This is a genomic window from Vibrio sp. V23_P3S9T160, assembly GCF_963886625.1.
GTDB lineage: Bacteria > Pseudomonadota > Gammaproteobacteria > Enterobacterales > Vibrionaceae > Vibrio > Vibrio anguillarum.
Genome location: NZ_CAWPDB010000022.1, coordinates 1 through 20,605 on the forward strand (window position 1 = coordinate 1; position 20,605 = coordinate 20,605).

Annotated in this window: 19 protein-coding genes and 2 pseudogenes; 14 read left to right on the plus strand and 7 right to left on the minus strand. The window is 45.3% G+C overall.

The genetic code is table 11. The features are described from left to right. Window positions 1-506: pseudogene (locus tag AACU59_RS01275) on the minus strand (hypothetical protein); the annotation flags it as partial. A gap of 351 nt (window positions 507-857) precedes the next feature. On the opposite strand from AACU59_RS01275, the pseudogene AACU59_RS01280 reads away from it, so the two are divergent. Continuing rightward, a pseudogene (locus tag AACU59_RS01280) lies at window positions 858-980 on the plus strand (integrase); the annotation flags it as partial. Between the two features lie 16 nt (window positions 981-996). Here the strand turns inward: AACU59_RS01280 and AACU59_RS01285 are convergent. From AACU59_RS01285 to AACU59_RS01295, 3 genes are all read right to left on the minus strand, one after another. Then, window positions 997-1,554 (minus strand): hypothetical protein, encoded by a 558-nt coding sequence (locus AACU59_RS01285; protein ID WP_013857463.1) that lies wholly within the window; start codon window positions 1,552-1,554, stop codon window positions 997-999. Between the two features lie 288 nt (window positions 1,555-1,842). Next, complete coding sequence (locus AACU59_RS01290; protein WP_013857464.1) at window positions 1,843-1,995, minus strand: hypothetical protein; 153 nt, start codon at window positions 1,993-1,995, stop codon at window positions 1,843-1,845. A gap of 99 nt (window positions 1,996-2,094) precedes the next feature. Beyond that, window positions 2,095-2,490 carry an ACT domain-containing protein gene (locus AACU59_RS01295; protein WP_170899430.1) on the minus strand — a complete coding sequence of 132 codons (396 nt, stop codon included), beginning with the start codon at window positions 2,488-2,490 and terminating at the stop codon, window positions 2,095-2,097. A 251-nt stretch (window positions 2,491-2,741) separates the two neighbouring features. Here AACU59_RS01295 and AACU59_RS01300 point away from each other — a divergent pair, with 251 nt between their 5' ends. The 11 genes from AACU59_RS01300 to AACU59_RS01350 all read left to right on the plus strand — a co-directional run bounded on the left by AACU59_RS01300 (window position 2,742) and on the right by AACU59_RS01350 (window position 14,086). Further along, complete coding sequence (locus tag AACU59_RS01300) at window positions 2,742-3,329, plus strand: class I SAM-dependent methyltransferase (protein WP_047688972.1); 588 nt, start codon at window positions 2,742-2,744, stop codon at window positions 3,327-3,329. Next, complete coding sequence (locus tag AACU59_RS01305; protein WP_094144574.1) at window positions 3,326-6,253, plus strand: DEAD/DEAH box helicase family protein; 2,928 nt, start codon at window positions 3,326-3,328, stop codon at window positions 6,251-6,253. Before AACU59_RS01300 ends, AACU59_RS01305 begins: the two co-directional genes overlap by 4 nt. Window positions 6,254-6,547: 294 nt before the next feature. Continuing rightward, window positions 6,548-6,910, plus strand: a complete 363-nt coding sequence (locus AACU59_RS01310) for a transcriptional regulator (protein ID WP_228209387.1) — start codon at window positions 6,548-6,550, stop codon at window positions 6,908-6,910. After that, window positions 6,901-7,269 (plus strand): SFCGS family glycine-rich protein, encoded by a 369-nt coding sequence (locus tag AACU59_RS01315; protein ID WP_019281179.1) that lies wholly within the window; start codon window positions 6,901-6,903, stop codon window positions 7,267-7,269. Before AACU59_RS01310 ends, AACU59_RS01315 begins: the two co-directional genes overlap by 10 nt. Then, window positions 7,266-7,559 carry a DUF4312 family protein gene (locus AACU59_RS01320; RefSeq protein WP_010320376.1) on the plus strand — a complete coding sequence of 98 codons (294 nt, stop codon included), beginning with the start codon at window positions 7,266-7,268 and terminating at the stop codon, window positions 7,557-7,559. Before AACU59_RS01315 ends, AACU59_RS01320 begins: the two co-directional genes overlap by 4 nt. Window positions 7,560-7,583: 24 nt before the next feature. Beyond that, window positions 7,584-8,360, plus strand: coding sequence for a DUF4311 domain-containing protein (locus AACU59_RS01325; RefSeq protein WP_017045612.1), 777 nt, complete (start codon window positions 7,584-7,586; stop codon window positions 8,358-8,360). Window positions 8,361-8,370: 10 nt separating this feature from the next. Further along, a complete protein-coding gene (locus AACU59_RS01330) occupies window positions 8,371-9,018 on the plus strand; it encodes a DUF4310 family protein (RefSeq protein WP_064624573.1) in 648 nt (215 codons plus the stop codon). A gap of 45 nt (window positions 9,019-9,063) precedes the next feature. Then, window positions 9,064-10,227 (plus strand): amidohydrolase/deacetylase family metallohydrolase, encoded by a 1,164-nt coding sequence (locus AACU59_RS01335; protein WP_094144573.1) that lies wholly within the window; start codon window positions 9,064-9,066, stop codon window positions 10,225-10,227. Further along, window positions 10,211-11,335: a DgaE family pyridoxal phosphate-dependent ammonia lyase gene (locus AACU59_RS01340; RefSeq protein ID WP_017049433.1), complete on the plus strand. Its 1,125-nt coding sequence runs from the start codon at window positions 10,211-10,213 to the stop codon at window positions 11,333-11,335. Before AACU59_RS01335 ends, AACU59_RS01340 begins: the two co-directional genes overlap by 17 nt. After that, window positions 11,326-12,072 (plus strand): 2-dehydro-3-deoxy-phosphogluconate aldolase, encoded by a 747-nt coding sequence (gene dagF, locus AACU59_RS01345; protein WP_094144572.1) that lies wholly within the window; start codon window positions 11,326-11,328, stop codon window positions 12,070-12,072. The genes AACU59_RS01340 and dagF overlap by 10 nt, the downstream gene beginning before the upstream one ends. 88 nt (window positions 12,073-12,160) lie before the next feature. Then, window positions 12,161-14,086, plus strand: coding sequence for a BglG family transcription antiterminator (locus tag AACU59_RS01350; protein ID WP_237666587.1), 1,926 nt, complete (start codon window positions 12,161-12,163; stop codon window positions 14,084-14,086). A gap of 194 nt (window positions 14,087-14,280) precedes the next feature. Here the strand turns inward: AACU59_RS01350 and katG are convergent, their stop codons facing one another. Together katG and AACU59_RS01360 are read right to left on the minus strand one after the other, a co-directional pair. After that, window positions 14,281-16,455: a catalase/peroxidase HPI gene (gene katG, locus AACU59_RS01355; protein ID WP_094144570.1), complete on the minus strand. Its 2,175-nt coding sequence runs from the start codon at window positions 16,453-16,455 to the stop codon at window positions 14,281-14,283. A 305-nt stretch (window positions 16,456-16,760) separates the two neighbouring features. Continuing rightward, complete coding sequence (locus AACU59_RS01360; RefSeq protein WP_094144569.1) at window positions 16,761-17,081, minus strand: DOPA 4,5-dioxygenase family protein; 321 nt, start codon at window positions 17,079-17,081, stop codon at window positions 16,761-16,763. Window positions 17,082-17,296: 215 nt separating this feature from the next. Here AACU59_RS01360 and AACU59_RS01365 point away from each other — a divergent pair, with 215 nt between their 5' ends. Beyond that, window positions 17,297-17,902 (plus strand): DedA family protein, encoded by a 606-nt coding sequence (locus AACU59_RS01365; protein WP_094144568.1) that lies wholly within the window; start codon window positions 17,297-17,299, stop codon window positions 17,900-17,902. Between the two features lie 20 nt (window positions 17,903-17,922). Here AACU59_RS01365 and AACU59_RS01370 read toward each other — a convergent pair whose 3' ends face one another. Further along, window positions 17,923-18,900, minus strand: a complete 978-nt coding sequence (locus tag AACU59_RS01370; RefSeq protein WP_094128320.1) for an ion channel — start codon at window positions 18,898-18,900, stop codon at window positions 17,923-17,925. Between the two features lie 155 nt (window positions 18,901-19,055). Here AACU59_RS01370 and AACU59_RS01375 point away from each other — a divergent pair, with 155 nt between their 5' ends. Then, on the plus strand, window positions 19,056-20,315 hold the full coding sequence (locus AACU59_RS01375; protein WP_094144567.1) for a D-amino acid dehydrogenase: 1,260 nt from the start codon (window positions 19,056-19,058) through the stop codon (window positions 20,313-20,315). The last annotated feature ends 290 nt before the right edge of the window (window positions 20,316-20,605 follow it).

Below are 20,605 nucleotides of genomic sequence, written 5' to 3' on the forward strand. Positions count from 1 at the left end.
GAGCAGATCAACTCACAAAACAATAACTTATTTAGACGATGCTTATGAGTAATTCTATTACCAGAATGAGTCTTGTAGTCTCTAACTTCAAAGCTTGCTAATTTATAGATATAGCTGAGTTGCTTATGTGGGTCGTTTAACTTTTGTTCCATAAATGGTCTAGCGCACCTGTTTTTCTTTATATTCTTAGGATGCAGCTTATGCATACAGCTTTTTAGCTTGCTGATAGCGTCTTCATTGCCTGTTTTACGAATTAGAAGATGGTAATGCGGCAACCACCTTTGAGGTTGTTCATGAAAATCGAGCTCAAAAGATCCAACTACAGGACCGGAAATTCCACACCTTGACAAAACTTGTCGAACACGGTCTTTATCCTTCGGTACATCATAGTTAACGAACTCATACGCGCTCACACAATGAGAATACTGCAATATGGTGTAGATACCATATTCAAATTCAAACCCATGTTCCTGTTCTAGCTTCATCGCAGAGACGATATCGTTCACTCTTTCGATCTTGAATTTGCGATTGCACTTCTTACATGCCAAGCTTTTGCACTCAATGATCTCCTCGTTACACGCTTCTAGTTTGTCCGCCAACTCATGTAAATCTCCGGTCGAATAACGTCTTCCTCTGTTTAGATACACTTCATCAGCCAACTCGCGTAACAATGCGATCCGATAATCATTCTCTTCATACGCGTCATGTTCACTGGATAATCGCTATTGATAGATGGTGAGTAAAATGTTCAGTATCAGCGCTCTTGCTTTAGATTGAATTGCTATAACAAGCTAGTATTTTTAAATGATTTAGGAATACATGGACGCGGGTTCAGTTCCTTTTGAAGCAGGAAATTGATGATTTTACCAAGTAGCTCTAAATAATGGCAGCTCAATGACTATCGCTTAATAAATAGAAGGCGCGCCAATCTCAACTTAGGACGCCACCCTGATGTTTCTCTTGTACAAATGCGGAGGTCAGTTTACACACCCGCAGTTATGCATTCGTTTGTTGCTGATGGGTAGCGACTGTCGTGAGTTTATCGGCGCGGAAAAGCTTGTAAGCCATAATGCCAATAACCAACGCTTTGATAATCATCATTTGTGGGTTACCGAAATAGGCAGCCATACCAACAAACCCCGATAAGAACATAAGCAAACGGAACCTTTTCAGGTCAGTCATATACAGTGCCAACAAAATTAACGCGAGATCGCCAAACTGCAAGGCTTCGGCAAGTGTGGGGTTATTGATAAAGCTGCTTACGGCCACATAAGCAATATAAAGAATACCGCTCGCCATCAAAGCCGCAGCAGAATTGATCACCATTTTGCTGGTGTTAGTAAAATCTTTCACATATCGATATGCGTTAATGGCACCAACCGACAGGTTAAGGATGACTTTAGGCCACCAGCCCATCAAAATTGACCAAGCAATGTCATTCGCAGCCGAAGCAAATGCAGCATAGCGAGTAAACTTCATCGAATTAAAAATAGTGAGTGATATATAGAATGCGACAGATGTCCATCCTAATACTTCGCGTAATATATCAAGCAAAATATGGTCTCTTTTTACATAGAATCATCATCCACAACAATGAAACTATCTGCTACTAATAAGGCCAGTAGTGGTTTATAAACCCACCACCTAGCCGTTGGGCGCAGGATAATATCACGGCATTCGGTATAAATCCTAGAAAAGACTCTTATCAATACACGCTTATTCTCGAAAATATGTTTCTCAATTTTGGAAACAAAACTGCAAACTCAACAAACGCATCACCACTCCCCTTTTGACACATTCAATCATCCCTGAATGAAAATTAACTGACGTACGCTAACTCATTCAGCGAGGAGAACGAACCGCAACCACTTTCGTCTCAATCAACTGGTAACGAATCCCAGCTTGGTCAAACGACTGGCGCAGCGCCGTTAAATTCCGGTGATAGGTCACTTGCCGACCAGATGCCGTCTTCACTTTCATTACCATATTACTCATACACTTATCCTCTACACTTAACCGATTGGTTGCATCAAACTATGCTATTTTGAATATTTATAACCAAACAACTTGGAGTTGCAGGTAGCAAGGAAATCATTATTGTGCGAACTCTTTGAGTGCTGCCATCGCCTTTTCTGCCTTCTCTTGTTGCACAAAAATATGGTCATGATAATAACCCGCCATCACATTAGCGCTGATGCCATACGAAGCTAGCTTAGTTGCAAAAGCGGCCGTTAAACCCACCGCCTCTAAACTTGAATGAACCGTCAGCGTAATTAAGCTGAATACCGATTCAAAATCGAGCTGCGCCGCAATGGCCTTTTGCTGCTCAACGACCAAGGTCAGCCCTTCACGCTCTTGAAATGTCGCCACGGGTTCTAAATGCAAATAATCGGCTAATGCCCCTTGCACAGTACAAAACACATAACTTCCGCCCACCAACTCGGGTGACATGGATTGCAGTAAAACCTCTAAATCAGTAATCGCTGTCATATTTTTCTTTCTCATTCAAATTGAAGCCGAAGTGCAGAGTAAAGCCCTCTGTGGAATAAGTGAAATTAATAACATTAATGGTTAATTAGTCATTCTTATTGAATAGAACATCACTTGAGTTCTATGGCGATTTTAGGCTAGCTGTCTGCGCACGAAAAACTTAAAACAACTCAGTTGATCACACTTGTACTGCAATCAATTGAGCCTTTGGTATTAGATAGTTAGAATAGCGTTCACTTTGAGGAGCGATTATGTCTATCGAGTTCTACAACCAAAATGCCCAACTGTTTTTTGCATCAACCAAAGAAGTAGATACCCATTCGCTGATGGAACACTTTACGCCCCATATTCCAAAAGGGGGCATCATCCTTGATGCTGGTTGTGGTTCTGGCAGAGATGCAAAAAGTTTCATTGAGCAGGGTTATAAAGTGGTGGCATTTGACGCCAGTGAAGAATTAGCAAGCTTAGCATCTCAACTGCTTCAAATTCCGGTCACCGTTTCAACCTTTGCTGATTTTCAAAGTGATCAATCTTTTGATGGTATTTGGGCTTGCGCATCGTTACTGCATGTTGGTGAGTTGGATCTTCCAGATACCTTTACTCATTTAGCTTCTCAGCTAAAACCATTAGCCCCTCTATATTGTTCTTTTAAATATGGGACAGGGGAAGTGGAACGTGATGGCCGTCGATTTACCAACGGTGATGAACAACGTTTAGCACAATGGATCGCTCATGCCCCATTGAATATGGCAAAAATCTGGATAACCAATGATTTAAGAGCGGATCGCCAAAACGAACAGTGGTTGAATGCTATTTTAATAAAAAGTGAAGAGCGATGAGCGCTCATAGAAACAAGGGTCTAGCCACTTTATATAGCGGTCCAAAATTAAGTGCGGGAGGGAAACAAGACCCGCTACTTCCTAAGTTAATCCAAGCCATTAACCACGCTAGTGAAATAGAGATCTCGGTTTCTTTCGTTCAACCTTCCGGATTGGATTTACTATTTGACCCTATTCTTGACGCTCTAAAAAGTGGAGCCTCACTCAAATTACTGACTTCGGACTATCTAGCAATAACCCACCCAGTCGCATTACGACGCCTTATGATATTGGCGGAACGTGGAGCGCAATGCCGTATTTTTACTTGTGAAAGTCAACATAGCTTTCATATGAAATCCTACATTTTTGTTAAAACAGAACAAGGGATCATCAGTGAAGGGTGTGCTTGGATCGGTTCAAATAACATCAGTAAAACAGCATTACTACAAAGCTATGAGTGGGCTTTACGCCACGATTTTGAGCAACCAGCCACTTCACCCGCAGCGCAAGAATTTGAATATATTCGTGAGCAGTTTTCAGCTATTTTTTCTCATGAACAGAGTATGGCTCTCTCCCATCACTGGATAGACGACTACTTACTGCGCTACAAAAAACTGTCAATGCAACGTTCATTAACACTGTTGGATGGAGCCGATGAAGCACCGGAGATACCTACCCCAAACTCAATGCAAGTGTTGGCTTTATCAGCGCTAAACCAGAGCCGTGAGCAAGGCTATGTACGTGGCTTGGTTGTCTTAGCGACTGGAATGGGAAAAACATGGTTAGCCGCTTTTGATGCTCAACAGATGCAAGCAAAACGCGTCTTGTTTGTGGCCCATCGAGAAGAGATTCTGACTCAAGCTGAAAGCACATTTAGTAAATTAATACCTAACGCTAAAACTGGCTTATACAACGGAGCTGAAAAAACAGAGGAAGCTGATTATCTTTTTGCTTCAGTCGCCACCTTAGGTAAAAAAGCGCAGTTAGCGCGCTTCAAAGCCGATGATTTTGACTATATTGTTGTCGATGAATTTCATCACGCGAGTGCGCGTAGTTACCGAGATTTACTCGCTTATTTCCAACCAGTGTTTCTTTTAGGCTTAACCGCAACACCCGAGCGCTCTGATCAAGCCGATATATTATCGCTTTGCGACAACAATTTAGTGTTTGAGCGTAACTTGGTGCATGGCATTGATGAAAAAATTTTAGTGCCATTTCATTACTACGGTATTTACGATCAATTCGTCGATTATCAAGAAATCCCTTGGCGCAATGGCAAATTTGACCCCACAGCTTTGGACAGTGCATTTGCAACCAAGCAGCGTGCCGAACATATTTATCAACATTGGTTTGACAGAAAACAACAGCGCACATTAGCTTTCTGTATTTCTAAACGTCATGCCGATTACATGGCGAAATACTTTTCCAAACAAGGCATTCGCGCTATCGCCGTCTATAGTGACTCTCAAATACGTCGAAACGACGCCTTAAAACAGTTGAATGAAGGAAGTATCGACATTCTTTTTTCTGTCGACCTGTTCAATGAAGGAACCGATCTACCAGCGATTGATACCATTTTGATGATTCGTCCCACCGAATCAAAAATACTCTTTTTACAGCAATTAGGCCGCGGTTTGCGCCAATCTCCGAGTACAGGTAAACAGCAATTAATGGTGTTAGATTTTATCGGTAATCACTCTTCATTTTTAAATCGGCCCGCAACCCTACTCAATGTGGGTTCACTGAAAGAAATAGTCAAAACGACCAACCAAACCACTTCGTTAGCGGCTGGTTGCTATGTCAACTTTGATCCACAACTGCTGCAATTTTGGCAAACCTTAGCAAAACAGATACGTTCAACTGCGGCTGAAGATTACCAAGATCTCAAGCATCAGCTCGCACACCGACCAAGTGCCGCCGAATTTTTCCACCATGGCTATGATCTCAGTAAAGTACGCCGCTCGATGAAAAGTTGGTTTAGGTTCGTGGCAGACCAAGAAAGTGACTTAGCACTGACTCAACGACTGACGAAATATGACGAGTTTTTGCTCAAAGCAGTCGAAATCACAGCGATGAGCAAATGCTTTAAAGCCGTTTTACTTGAAGTACTATTAGAGCTTGATGGTTTGCGAAAGCCCCCAACATTGAATGAGCTAGCGATTCAAAGTCATAAAGTGCTATCACGTAGACCTGATTTAATGCGACGAGATCTCACCGAACAAGCCAAGCAATTTAGCGCAACAGGATCCGAATGGCTAAATTACTGGAATCGAAACCCAGTCAAAGCATTTACAAGCCCAGACTCTTCTGGCCATGCATGGTTTAAGGTGGATAATCATCGCTTTTTACCCACTTTTGCTGTAGACAATGCCGATTTGCCACAGCTTCATGATCTTATTCAAGAACTTGTCGATTTGCGTTTTGCCGAATACATACAGCGAGTCAGTAAGCAAGAAGCACATTCAAACTCGAAGCCAATCCAAACTTCGGCCAAGATCCTTCCGTTACCAAGCCAAGCAAGCGAAAAAGGTACCTATTTGCCCCTCTACCCCGATCTAAAAATTGCTTGCGGTCATTTCAAGCAAGGTACTCATGATACTCAAGATCAATATTTAGTCGCCGATGGTTACGGTAAGCTTGACCCAACAAGACATTTCATTGCCCCCGCTTCAGGTAATTCAATGAATGGAGGTAAAAACCCGATTCAAGATGGTGATTTACTACTACTTGAATGGGTCACACCAAAGAGCGCAGGTTCAATTTCTAATCTGGTCATGGCGATTGAAACTCAAGATGAAACGGGTGATAACCACTACTTGCTACGCGTAGTACGCAAAATAGGACCAAACCATTATCAACTTGAGGCACAAAACGCTGACTACGCTCCCATGCTCGCAACCGACAGCATGCGTACTTTTGCTCGGCTCAAAGCTATCCTCCGTTAATATTGCGTGCTTCCTGACGCTCGATTGGGAAAATAAACATAAAACCAAAATAACCACCAGTTGTTTTGTGACATGCAGCAAATAAAGAGACGATAAATTTGCGCTTGAAATAGCGATTCAAATCACCTTTTCAGCGCATTTATTCCCATAAATCTTATTCACACATCACATAAAACCGCGCGAATGTTACTGGCCACGGTTTATTTCCATTTGGAAGTGGAAATAGGGCTTATCCACCCTTGCTCCCTTTTACGCTATTTTCTTCTCCAAGCTAAACATTTGGAGAATCCCACGGTGCAAAACTCTCAACCCATTAGCATGGATGATGCACAGATTATAGAGCTTGGCTTGTCGCTCACCGAACGAGCCATTGCCTTGCTTAATTCACACGCTATCTACCCCGATTCGCTACAGAAAAAAATGCTCGAAACACACATCAAAGCGATGGTTTGGCGCTCATTTAGCGGTGAATCGTTACCTGAACTCGATATGGAGATGTTTGATGAAATCTCTCCTATTTGTTTCACCTTGGCCGAGCAAGTGTGTCGTTGGATGGAGAACCTCGCTTATGAAGAAGCGCATCTGCTTTCGGTCCATTTTGAAGTAGCTAAAGAAAACGAATTAAACCCAACAGCAGGAGAAACAACATGTCAGTAATCAAAGTCGTTATTGGTGATCGCATGGGCAAAGGTCAGAAAGTAGGAGCCGGTGCTCAAGCGGCAGGCGCTGAAGTGACGGTTATTCCCGGCATGGCCGCAGACATGAAGTTAGGTGATGTCATGCAACAGCAGCAAGCCGATTTAGGGATCTCTTTTTGCGGCAGCGGCGGCGCAGGTGCTATCACAGCGCAAACAAAATATGGCTATCAATGCCGTTATGGAATGCGCTCTGTTGAGGAAGGGATAACCGCGATCAATGAAGGCTGTGTGGTTTTGGGTTTCGGCTTTATGGATAAAGAAGAGCTGGGCGAAAAACTGGTGAAGGCGTTTGTGGCTAAGCATGGCGTCAAAGCATGAAAGAGCAGTTAACCACTAAGGTAACCGTGAGTGGCAAGGGCGAAACAAAGCAGCAGGCTTTTGCTGCGGCTTTAAGCCAAGTACAACCCACGTTACTTAAGAATAACGCAAAAGTCCTCCTCCGGATTGAGCCGTTAGACGTCAACGTTTTGCAAGCAGAAGAGAAAGTAAAGCGAGAGAAATTCCTTTTCTTCTTTCTTGCAAGAGATCGACGCCAATACAGCGTCAAGCTAGAGGTTACGGTCAGCCTGACCCACATCGATGTGGAACAGGTCGATTTCAAACGTTAACAGGTCACTATAAGGATCCCTGACATGTTTCTTATCATTCTCTTTAAGTCCATCATCATTGGTGGCTTAGTCGGTATCGGCGTTGGAGTAGGCGCGGCAAGGATGTTCCATGCTCCAACTATCCAAGGTATGGGTGCATTTCGTACTCTGGGAGAGTTGAACTCGTGTGAAGGCGACCCTGCCTCTCACTTCTCTTTTGGGCTTGGATTCTTCTTTAATGCTTGGGCCTCAACGGTTGCGGCAGGGGCATTCACTCAAGATGTTGACCACCGCATCATCCCGAACTGGGGCGCGGCGGCGCTGATGATAAAAAACCGCGACCTTGCCACTACCTTGCATGATCCAAAACGAATGGGCATTGCTTGCGCCATTATCGGTGCGATTGTGGTTGCGTTTCTTAACTCAACGGCGGCGGCCGTTCCTGCGGCGCTGCAAGTCACGGCGGTAAAGGTATTAGTACCTGCGGCAAACTTACTGGTGAATACCGTCATGCCGGTTATTTTCTGGCTAGCGGCAATTGAAGCGGGTAAAAAATCGGGCTTTTGGGCCACTATCTTTGGTGGTTTAGCTCAGATGATTATGGGCAACGCCGTTCCTGGTTTGGTGCTGGGTATTTTGATTGGTAAAGGTGTTGAAGAGAGTGGTTGGAACAAAGTAACCCAGATCATGATGGCGGCGATTATTGCACTGTTTGCGTTAAGTGCTTTCTTCCGCGGGTTCGACATGAAATTTATCGAAGCTTTCCATATGCAAGTTCCTTTGTGGCTTGAAAATATCCATCTCATGATCAGTGGCAAATAAGGAGTTGACCATGGACGAAAAAATGAAAAACAACTTTTGGTATGCCGACTGGTCTTTCCCGATTTTCGTGGGCTTGCTTTCAGCCGGGGTTTTTGCCGGAACGCACATGTACTACTTATACGGTGTCGGTGCTTTTAACGAGGTGGCGTTTGTGTCCATGCTGCGAGCAGGGATGGATACAGGCGCGTACGGTGCGGTGGCCGCTTTTGGTGCAAGCTTTCTGTTTGCACGCATCATTGAAGGTTCGCTCGTGGGCATTTTGGATATCGGTGGCGCGGTGCAAACGGGTGTGGGTTTAGGGATTCCAGCTTTATTACTGGGTGCTGGCATTGTTTATCCTCTTGAAAATTTCACCGCTTCGTTAATCACAGGCATGCTCGCTGGTTTGGCGATTGGTGGCTTAATTGTGCTGGCACGTAAATTCACCATTAACCAAAGCGATTCAACCTACGGGGCTGATGTGATGATGGGAGCAGGTAATAGCTCCGGCCGTTTTCTTGGACCATTGATCATTTTATCTGCGATGGCCGCTTCTATCCCAATTGGAATCGGCTCTCTAGGTGGCGCATTGATTTTCTATGTGTGGGGTAAACCGATTACGGGTGGTGCCATTCTCGGAGCGATGGCGTTAGGAGCTCTTTTTCCTATCGCACTGTAAAACAAGCTGGGGTTTAAATTCTACTGAGAATCGCTCTTCGCGCCGATGAGCGAAGAGCGTGAGATGCAAATTATGTATGACATCCTGATCAAAAATGCCCAACAAGCGGGTGGGTGTAGTATCGATATCGCCCTTCAGGGCAACAAAATAGCGGCGGTGGGCGATCTTGCTGGTTCATTGGCAAAACAGACCATCGATTTAGATCATGACGTTTTTGTCAGTGCTGGTTGGATTGACGGCCACACTCACTGCTATCCGAACTCGCCGATTTATAACGACCACCCCGATAACGTTGGGGTGTCCGGTGGCGTGACGACTGTCATTGATGCGGGCAGCACAGGCGCAAACGATGTGGATGATTTTGCGCAGCTTGCAGCGCAATGCACAACCCATGTGCACGCACTACTTAACATCTCGAAAATTGGCTTGTTGCGCCAAAATGAACTGGCCGATGCTAACGACATTGATCTAGATAGCGCAAAGCAAGCACTGCTTCGTCATCCCGAATTTATTGTCGGCTTAAAAGCACGCATGAGCGGTAGTGTTGTCGGCCACAATGGCTTAATGCCACTTCATGCAGCCAAAGCATTACAGCAGCAATGCGGCTGCGTTCCATTGATGGTGCACGTCGGTAATGCGCCGCCAGATTTGGATGAGATTGTCGCTCTGCTGGGCAAAGGCGATATTCTCACTCACTGCTTTAATGGCAAGCCTAACCGCATTCTTGATTGTCATGGGGAAATAAAAAGCAGCGTTCAGCAGGCCAGAGCTCGAGGCATGAAACTTGATATCGGCCACGGCAGTGCCAGTTTCAGTTTTGAGGTGGCTGAGCAGGCCATCGCACAAGGGATTTTGCCCGATACGATCAGTTCTGACATTTACTGTAAGAACCGGCTCAATGGCCCGGTTTACGGTCTTGCCCACCTGATGTCGATGTTTTTTACGCTCGGATTATCCCATGAGCAGATCATTGAGCGCGTGACGAGTCAAGCAGCGCAAGCACTTCGCCTAGCGAAAAAGGGGCACTTAATTGCAGGCTATGATGCCGATTTAACGCTCTACACAATCAATAAAGCGTCGGTTAACTACACCGATACTCATCACCAACATCGAACTGGACAACAGAGATTTACGCCTCTTGCTGCCATTATTGACGGCAAGCTTGTATTGACTGAACAAGGACAACAGCATTATGTCTTCCATTCTTGAAAAATATCACTTGAAACAAGTGATCAACGCATCTGGCCGTATGACAGCTCTTGGTGTTTCTACTCCGCAACCCGAAGTGGAACAGACTGTCTGTTTTGGGATGAACAACTACTTTGAAATGAGCGACTTGGTGAACAAAACTGGCCAATATATTGCTCGTTTGCTGCAAGTTGAAAATGCAGTCGTGGTCTCATGCGCTTCAGCGGGAATTGCCCAGAGTGTCGCGGCAGTCATTGTGCGTGGTAACCCTTATCTGCTTGAGCATCTGCATGCAAAAACGCACCCGATCGCAACGGATATTGTGATCCCCAAAGGGCATAACGTCAATTATGGTGCCCCGGTTGGCAGCATGGTAAATCTTGGCGGCGGTAACCTGATTGAGGCCGGTTGGGCTAATGAATGCAGCGCAGAACAATTAGCCGCGGCAATCACCCCCAATACCGCCGCCATTCTCTACATTAAATCGCACCATTGCGTGCAAAAAAGCATGTTAACCGTGGCACAAGCGGCCAAAGTGGCTCAAGACCACCAGCTTCCGTTGATTGTTGATGCAGCAGCAGAAGAGGATCTACAACTCTATTATCAGCAAGGGGCTGATCTGGTGATCTACAGTGGTGCGAAAGCGATTGAAGGCCCAACCAGCGGTTTAGTGATTGGGAAACATCAATATGTGGAATGGGTTAAGCAGCAATCTGCAGGTATTGGCCGTGCCATGAAAGTCGGTAAAGAAGGCATTTTAGGCCTAACGCATGCCATTGAGTTGTACTTAAGCCGCCAACAAGAAACCGGCCAACAAATGGTGGATAAAATGACGCCATTTATCGAGGGGTTAAACCGTATTGAAGGGATAAGCGCGCGCGTGGTTTGGGACAGTGCAGGCCGAGATATCGCACGTGCAGAAGTGAGTTTTGATGCCAAACAATTTGGTATCAGCGCTAATGAAGCCGTCACACGCCTCCAAAATGGTAACCCAGCGATTTACTGCCGCGCTTACAAATCCAATGAAGGTTCTGTGGAATTTGATGTCCGCAGTGTTTCATCTCATCAACTTGAACTTATTCTTAGCGCCATGAACCAACTGAATCAGGAGTCATTAGAATGTCTTTAAGCCCTAATTTTTACGCTGACCGTGTATGTCTCAATGTGCTGGCGGGCTCTCATCATAATGCGATTGAAGTCTACCAAGCCGCAGAAGGCCATGTGTTGGTCGGTATGCTCTCGAAAGATTACCCAGATACCGCAAGCGCTGCGGCTGATATGAAAGCGTGCGCTGAAAAAATCGAGAATGCTTTATCGATTGGCCTTGGCGCAGGGGATCCAAAACAATCGGATATGGTGACGGCTTTAGCCGGAATACTACAACCTCAGCATGTCAATCAAGTCTTTACTGGTGTGGGGGCTACGCGTCAAGCTCTAGGTCAAAATCACACCATCGTGAATGGTTTGATTTCACCATCAGGCACTGTTGGCTTGGTTAAAATCTCAACTGGCCCGAAAAGTTCAGGTATGGAAGAAGCGGTTGTTCCCGTTGATACGGCGATTGCCATGTTGCAAGATATGGGCTGCAGCTCAGTCAAATTCTTCCCAATGCAGGGGCTAAAATGCAAAGCTGAGTACCAAGAAGTTGCCAACGCCTGTGCTCGTCACCACTTTTGGTTAGAGCCAACGGGTGGTATTGATCTAAACAACTTTGAAGAGATTTTACGCATCGCTCTCGATGCTGGAGTCGAAAAAGTCATTCCACACATTTATAGCTCAATCATCGATGAAGAGACCGGACAGACTCGCCCCGAGGATGTGAAAACCCTGCTGGCCATGACTCAAAAACAACTAGCACATTCATAACTCCGACGCCGGAGCATGTGCTCCGGCATAACAAAGCGTTGGCTATCTATTGCCTTTAGTGCATTTTACCTTTTAGATAGCGCTGTTCATGCTGGAATGGGAATCGATGATGTACAAGCTACCGCACCCTCGCCTAATTCATCTGTTGGATGCTGTATCCGCCTCGCCTTTGACTCAGGACGAACTTGCGCAACGGCTTAATGTTTCGACACGCACCATACGCACCGATGTCGCGCTGCTCAATAATGTGATGGTCAATCATGGCGCGCATCTTCTCCACCAGCGCGGTTCCGGTTACCAACTCAATATCTACAACCCATCAACTTTCGAGCATTTTTTGTCGAGGGTGCAAAATGCAGAAACGATTCCAAGGACCAGTAAAGAGCGCATCATCCAGATTCAAGTACTGCTATTAACGGCAGAACAAGGCGTAAAAATTGACGAATTGGCCGAGACATGGAATCTAAGCCGTACCGTTATTCAAAATGATATGGTTGATGTACGCAGCCAACTGGCCACGTTTGGTTTATCGATTGAAAGTAAACCTCGTTTGGGCATGCTGATCCAAGGCCCAGAAATGGCGATTCGCTCCCGTTTAACCCAACTTATCTACATCGAACAAAAAGAGACAAAACAAGCTCTGGGCTTTATTAGTACGATTTTCCCTGAAAAATCTCAGCAAATTTTTGCAGCGCGCTTTCGTGAAGTGTTGACCAACCATACACTCTATATCAATGATATTGGGCTGCGTTGGTTAACCCTTTATGCTGCCGTCACACTGCACAGGCTCGCGTGTGGCAAAGAGCTTACCGAATTTTCTAAAAACGATGTTCATGAAACGACGCTACCAATTGCCAAAGCGTTATTTTCTGCGCTACCGATGCTGTTACCCGCCAATAACCATGAAATTGCCGCCTTGGCGATTCACATTCAAGCGAGAATTGCGACGAATCAAGCACTCCTTAGCCAAGGTGTACGGCATGAAGCCGATGCTCTAGTCACTCACATCTTTGATTATATCTATCAAAATTACCCTTACGATGTGCGTGACGATGCGCTATTACGCCGCGATCTTCACAACCACGTCTGCCATATGATCATTCGTGTCAAACATCATGTCGCCACAATTAACCCATTGGCCGAGCATATCAAACAGCACTACCCACTCGCTTACAGTATTACCTTATCGGCCATCGCAGACTGGATCAGAGAGACGGGTCACTGCATGACACAGCACGAAATAGGCTATCTTGTGATTCACATTGGTGTGGGGCTTGAACGTAATTACCATTTAGGTCACCGTACACCCAAAGCGCTCCTGTATTGCGACGCCGGTAATGCCGCAACACTTGGGCTAGAAGCGATCATCCGCCGCCAGTATCCGCAATTGGATATGAAAACGGTTTATTCCCCTGAACAGTTGATCACCGCTGATGCCACGCAAGCGGACCTCATTATTACCACCATGCCCTTAGCCAATAGAGAGATTCAGAGCTTTGTGGTTGACCCCTTCCCTACCCAACATCAATTGGAAGAACTGGGCAAACAAGTGTTGGTTGATCGCACGCACTCTTATCTTTTGGATAAGTATTTTTCCAAGGCTCAATTTCTCTACCTTGATGACGTCATTGAGCAATCACACCTCTTTGAACAGGTTTGCTCGCATCTTGAATCAACAGAGTTGGTAGAGGAAGGATACCGAGCTTCACTGCAAGAGCGAGAGAGTTTGGTTTCAACCATGATGGGCGAATACATTGCTCTACCTCACTCGATTGAACTCTTTGCTAAACGTTCGATGGTTTACACCGTCGCTGCACCGCGTGGAATTGAATGGGGTAATGGTGAAAAGGCCTATCTGATCTTTTTCCTAGCCTTAAGTAAATGTGACTATGAAGAGGCGATGGGGCTGTATGATCTTTTCCAAGTGCTGATTAATAAAAAATTAGGTAAAAGTCTGTCGCAATGCGAAACCTTCAAGCACTTCAAAACACTGGCGCACTTGGAATTACAATAAAATATATCGCTGTGCGATGCTTCCTAGATGCCCTCTATTTTTTAGATACCATCTGTTTTTAGGTTCCGTCTGTTTTTAGAAACACTCGTTTTTTAGAGACCAGTCTTTTAGAAAAAGCCATTTAGAGAAAACCGAGGCACAACAAGGCCCTCGCTAAGAGGGCCTTAATATCAAGATTACTGAGTGGAGATAGCTTACAACACGTCGAAGCGATCGGCGTTCATGACTTTGGTCCAAGCAGCGACAAAGTCTTTGACGAACTTCTCTTTGTTATCGTCCTGCGCGTAAATTTCAGCGTATGAGCGCAAAATGGAGTTTGAGCCAAACACCAAATCAACACGAGTCGCTGTCCATTTTGTTTTACCGCTCTTACGCTCAACCATATCGTAAGAGTTACGGCCTGTTGGCTTCCAAGTGTAATTCATGTCGGTGAGGTTAACGAAGAAATCGTTAGTCAACGCCCCAACACGGTCTGTCAATACACCATGTTGACTGCCGCCATAGTTTGTACCGAGCACTCGCAATCCACCAATCAATACGGTCATTTCTGGGGCGGTCAGGCGCAATAGTTGCGCTTTATCTAGCAGCATCTCTTCTGGGTTAACCACGTAATGTTTCTTTTGCCAGTTACGGAAACCATCCGCCAGTGGCTCAAGCACATCAAACGATTCCACATCCGTTTGTTCAAGCGTTGCATCACCACGTCCCGCAGTAAAAGGCACAGTAATATTAACGCCTGCCGCTTTGGCCGCTTGTTCAACACCGACGTTACCCGCCAAAACAATGGTATCGGCGATGCTAATACCCGCATCAGCGGCAATTTTCTCCAGAACAGCCAACACTTTGCTGAGTCTTTCTGGCTCATTACCTTGCCAATCTTTTTGAGGAGCTAAGCGAATGCGTGCACCGTTAGCGCCACCACGTTTATCGGAACCACGGAAAGTTCGAGCACTATCCCATGCGGTGCTGACCATCTCACTGATGCTTAAGCCGCTGGCCACAATTTTCGCTTTCACCGCATCCACATCATAATCTTTACGACCTGCGGGGATGGGATCTTGCCAAATGAGATCTTCGGCCGGAACATCAGGGCCAAAGTAGCGCGCTTTAGGCCCCATATCGCGGTGAGTAAGCTTAAACCAAGCACGAGCAAATACTTCAGAGAAATACGCTGGGTCTTTGTAGAAACGCTCTGAGATCTTGCGATATTCAGGATCCATCTTCAGCGCCATATCGGCATCGGTCATCATCGGGTTATAGCGAATGCTTGGGTCTTCCACATCAACCGGTTTATCTTCCTCTTTGATGTTGATTGGCTCCCACTGCCACGCACCGGCTGGGCTCTTCGTTAGTTGCCATTCGTAAGTAAATAGCAGGTGGAAGAAACCGTTATCCCACTGGGTTGGGTGTGTAGTCCATGCACCTTCAATACCACTGGTGACCGTATTACGGCCAATGCCGCGGCTGGTATGGTTATTCCAACCCAAGCCTTGTTCGTGCAAGTCCGCCCCTTCAGGATCTGGCCCTAAGTTCGCAGCGCTACCATTACCATGCGCTTTACCCACCGTATGCCCGCCCGCTGTCAGCGCCACGGTTTCTTCATCATTCATTGCCATCCGCTCAAAAGTAACGCGCATGTCATGTGCGGTTTTAAGCGGGTCTGGATTACCGTCAACGCCTTCAGGGTTTACATAAATCAGGCCCATCATCACGGCAGCAAGCGGGTTTTCTAGATCGCGCTGACCGGAATAGCGGCTATTTTCTCCGCCACTTGGCGCTAGCCACTCTTTTTCTGAGCCCCAATAAGTGTCTTTTTCTGGGTGCCAAATATCTTCACGACCAAAAGCGAAACCAAAGGTTTTAAGCCCCATGGATTCATAAGCCATATTACCCGCCAAGATCATCAGATCCGCCCAACTGATTTTGTTGCCGTATTTTTGTTTGATTGGCCACAATAAGCGACGAGCTTTATCTAAATTGGCGTTATCAGGCCACGAGTTAAGCGGAGCAAAACGCTGGTTGCCAGAGCCCGCACCACCTCGACCATCTGCAATTCGGTAAGTACCTGCAGAATGCCATGCCATGCGGATCATCAAACCGCCGTAATGCCCCCAGTCGGCAGGCCACCACTCTTGGCTATTGGTCATCAGTGTTTTGAGATCTTTTTTCAAGGCATCAACATCCAATGTTTTTAGCGCATCGCGGTAATTAAAATCCGCACCCATTGGGTTGGTTTTCACGTCGTGCTGGTGAAGAATGTCAAGATTCAGTGATTTTGGCCACCAATCCATGTTCGATAGTTCAGCAGAAGTTACTCCGCCGTGCATGACAGGGCATTTACCGCCCGAATTCATACCTTTATTCTCCATTGCGTTCTCCTTGCTTCGCATTACTGCGGCTATTTAAGTGTGCTTGATTTATTCTAAAAATACTCAGCACAGTCGATATTGACTGAACATTCTCTGTATTAAATTCAAATGCAACAAAACTTAGAACAACATTATGTATATGCAATAACAACGGGAGGTAATGTGCCAGCAGTCACGACTTGGTCGAAAAACTTTTTTATTTAAAACCTTGCCATAATTATTGTGCTCTGTTGCTTCATGTAAAGACTAGACAAGATGAGCATTAAACACTAATTCACTGTGGCTATTAATTTGATAGGCATCCTCTAACGTAATACGGCCAAGTTCACTCCTAAAGTCTCTCCTAACCACAGAACTTGTCCCTCAGAATGGTCATACCTATCGTCTCCAGAAACCGGATGGATCAACACGCTAAGACCTTCCCGATGTTCATCTAGCCACTCAATAAATCCGTGGCTATTGTCAGCAAGGTGTACTTCAAACATCGGCTTTAAGTGCGGGCCAACAAGCCTTGGTACTAAGCCAAACATGGCTTGTACATCATGTCGTTGTTGGGCAATTTTTTGTTGTACGCGTTGTGCTTTCGCTTGCTCTGCGAGCTCAAAATAAACATGGGCATGAAACATAAAAAACTCCTCTTGATTTTTAAGCAGTGTACTACGCCAAAAGAACATAGAAACCACAACAAATTTGCTGATGATTTTCAGCTAATTTGAAGGTACTAACCACAACGTATTCGATTTTAAGGGCCAAGAAATGGGCATTATCACACGATGACGTTGATTCAAACCAAGAACCAGCGTATTAAATAACCTCAAACTTTCGATGGTGGATACTCGCTTTGCAACCTATCAATCAACTAATCCTCTCAATGCAGCCATTATTGGAACAGTACGGCTACCTAGCACTGATCATCAGCATCTTTTTCGAAGGGATTGGCATTCCGATGCCCGGCCAATCGCTCATGATTGCCGCGTCCATTTTGTCATCCAATGGCGTAATGAATTTCTCGCTGGTTATGATTATATCGTGGCTAAGCTGCTTTATTGGTAACAGTTGCGGCTATCTGCTCGGCTATTATTTTGAAGGTTGGTTGGATAAAAAAGGCTATATTTCAGGGGCTAAATTTCAAAAACTGCAAAGCGCTATTCAAAAATACGGCCCGATTTGCTTAATCATCAGTCGCTTTGTTGAGGGGATGAAACAATTCATGCCATTAGCCTGCGGAGTAGCGAAAATGCCCATCAGAGTATTTTTACTGGGTAACGTGCTTGCCACCACGGTTTGGGTCGCGGTCTTTGGTTTACTCACCCATTTTGCGTTTGTACATCTTCACCAAATCAGTGCTTTTTATTCCGCGCACCGTTACTGGATTTGGGTGGCCGCTGCGATTGCCTTTGCTTTAATGATTTATGCAGTTTTGAAGCACAAACATACTCAGCGCTGAGAGTTCACTTCGAGTGAGTTCTAACGCGTCATTTTTTTAACGAACACCACAACAAATAGTGCCATGGTAAAACTGCCTAAGAAGGCTTCCAATGCAGCAATAAATCGCGCAATACCTACTGGAGAGATATCGCCATAACCTAAAGTGGTAAAGGTGACGACACTAAAATAGATCGCGTTGAAAAACTCTAATAAGTAAAATGTCCACCCTGTTACATCATCATAGATCGGGTTTGCAGAGGTGGTACCTAAGAAAAAGTAAGCCGTTGCACTGGCCAGAATGACAAAAAGCGAAAATAACACCACTCTTAACGGCTCTTCCCCATAACCGCAAAACAAATCAACGGTTTTCGACAACATTCTCTGAAGACTAAACTTGGGCATTTGGTAACGTCTGAAACGCATCTCTTTTTTAAAAAACGTTCCGGCCATTTCGAACAAGCCTTGCTTTTCACACTGCTTACGAACTCCCCTGCTCACTTCCTCAGCTTCTTGCCATAGTGCACAAGCCTGCTTGTACTCTCCTTTTTTTAAGGCCACTTTAGCTTCTTGCTCTTGCTTCAACTCCTCTCCCCATTCAATATTTTCCAACCTAGCGCGAGAAAGATCAGCCCCCAGCAAATTGACTTTTTGCAATTTGGCGCAATGGAGGTTAGCACACACCAACTTGCTCTTCATCAAAGAAGAACCTCGTAAATCCAAACCAAAAAAGTGAGCATTGGTCAGATCTGCTCGATAAAAATCGGCGTTCCGACATTGATAGCCAGTTTTACGGCCCCGATTGACGAGGTTGAGATCGACTAAATTTGCTTTAGCCAACTGAAATCCATCTAAAGGTTTACCTGAGGCCGCCCATTGTTCAACCTGAGATTTGATGTCGTCATTACTTTTATCTATTTTGGGGTCATGCCAATAACAAAGGCCAGACTCACCACTAGGTTGATCACAACACCAACCATCAGGGTTTTGATAGCAGCATCGACCTGTCTCTGACTTCATTTACCGCCCCTTTTGTCATCACCACATAAAAATAAGTGTAGGGGCTAGTGATTGTGTTTCCACTCAATTTGATGTTTGATGTTGCCATTATGTGAACATTTACACCGACTCTGAATGTGCTCAGAGAACACACTAGGGTGATTTAAGGAGACAACATGGACGTGATCGTCTTAGGTAGCGGCGTCATCGGGCTAACCAGCGCATGGTATTTATCACAAGCGGGCCACCGAGTAACGGTGGTGGATCGCCAATCACAAGGTGCAAAAGAGACCAGTTTTGCTAACGCAGGGCAAATATCTTACGGCTACTCTTCCCCTTGGGCTGCACCCGGCATCCCACAAAAAGCATTAAAGTGGCTGTTTGAAGAGCATGCACCGTTGAAAATAAAACCGTCTATCGACCCACATCTGTTGGCGTGGATGGGTAAAATGTTATTGAACTGCCAACAGGATCGTTACAACATCAATAAAGCCAGAATGCTGGCGATTACCAATTACAGCCGCGTTTGTTTGGCTGACCTGAATCAGCAACATAACCTGCAATATCAAGGCCGTCGGCTTGGAACGTTGCAAGTATTTCGCAGCGAAAAACAGCTACAAGCGATACAAAAGGACATCAAACTACTCGAGCAAAGTGGGATTCGTTATCAGCTTCTTGATGTCGATGGGTGCATTAAGCAAGAGCCGGGGCTTGCTCTTGTACGCGATAAATTGCGAGGTGGTTTGTACCTCCCCGACGATGAAACTGGGGACTGCTATCTGTTTTGCCAACAATTAACAGAGCTCGCGAAAAGCCGTGGGGTGCAATTTCTGTTTGATACACAAATAAAAACATTAACCACTGAAGGCAAAAAGATCACCGCTGTCCAAACCGATAAAGGTGAGCTAAAAGCAGACAAATATGTCGTCGCACTCGGCAGTTACTCTACCGCTTTACTTGCGCCATTGGGTATCTCCATTCCTGTTTATCCAGTGAAAGGGTACTCACTAACGCTGCCGATTGTCGACGCCGAACTGTCCCCACGTTCAACGGTAATGGACGAAACATATAAAGTGGCCATCACTCGTTTTGAGGATCGAATTCGTGTCGCGGGCACGGCAGAGTTAGCCGGGTTTGATCCTGCCTTGCCTGATGCGCGCAAAGCAACCATTGCAAAAGTCGTGACCGATCTCTTTCCTCAAGGCGGTGATTTAGCACAAGCTGAATTCTGGACAGGCTTTAGACCAATGACGCCTGACGGGACCCCGATTATAGGCTCCACTCCATTTGAAAACCTCTACACCAATACCGGACATGGAACCTTAGGGTGGACGATGGCTTGCGGATCTGGACAGCTTCTTGCCGACATTGTCAATGAGCAAACTTGTGCTTTACCAATTCATGAGTTGAATCTCTCTCGCTACCTCATCAACTAGTCACAATAGAAAATGCTTATTATTAGCTAAACCTTAGTGGAAAGTTATTATGCATAATGATTCATCCGAGAGGATTTAATTTCCAACCTTTCGGGTGACCAACCCATATGCGCTGAAATTTTAGCCAATTCTAATTAACCCACCTATTATTTAACATTTCATTAGCATTTTGTGTTCCTCATCACGCTAACGATTATTCACAGACAAATAAATTAACATCTAAGTTACAAAAAGATTAATATGTTGCCCACAAAGCAAACACAACACTCACCAAAACTACTAAAACAGGG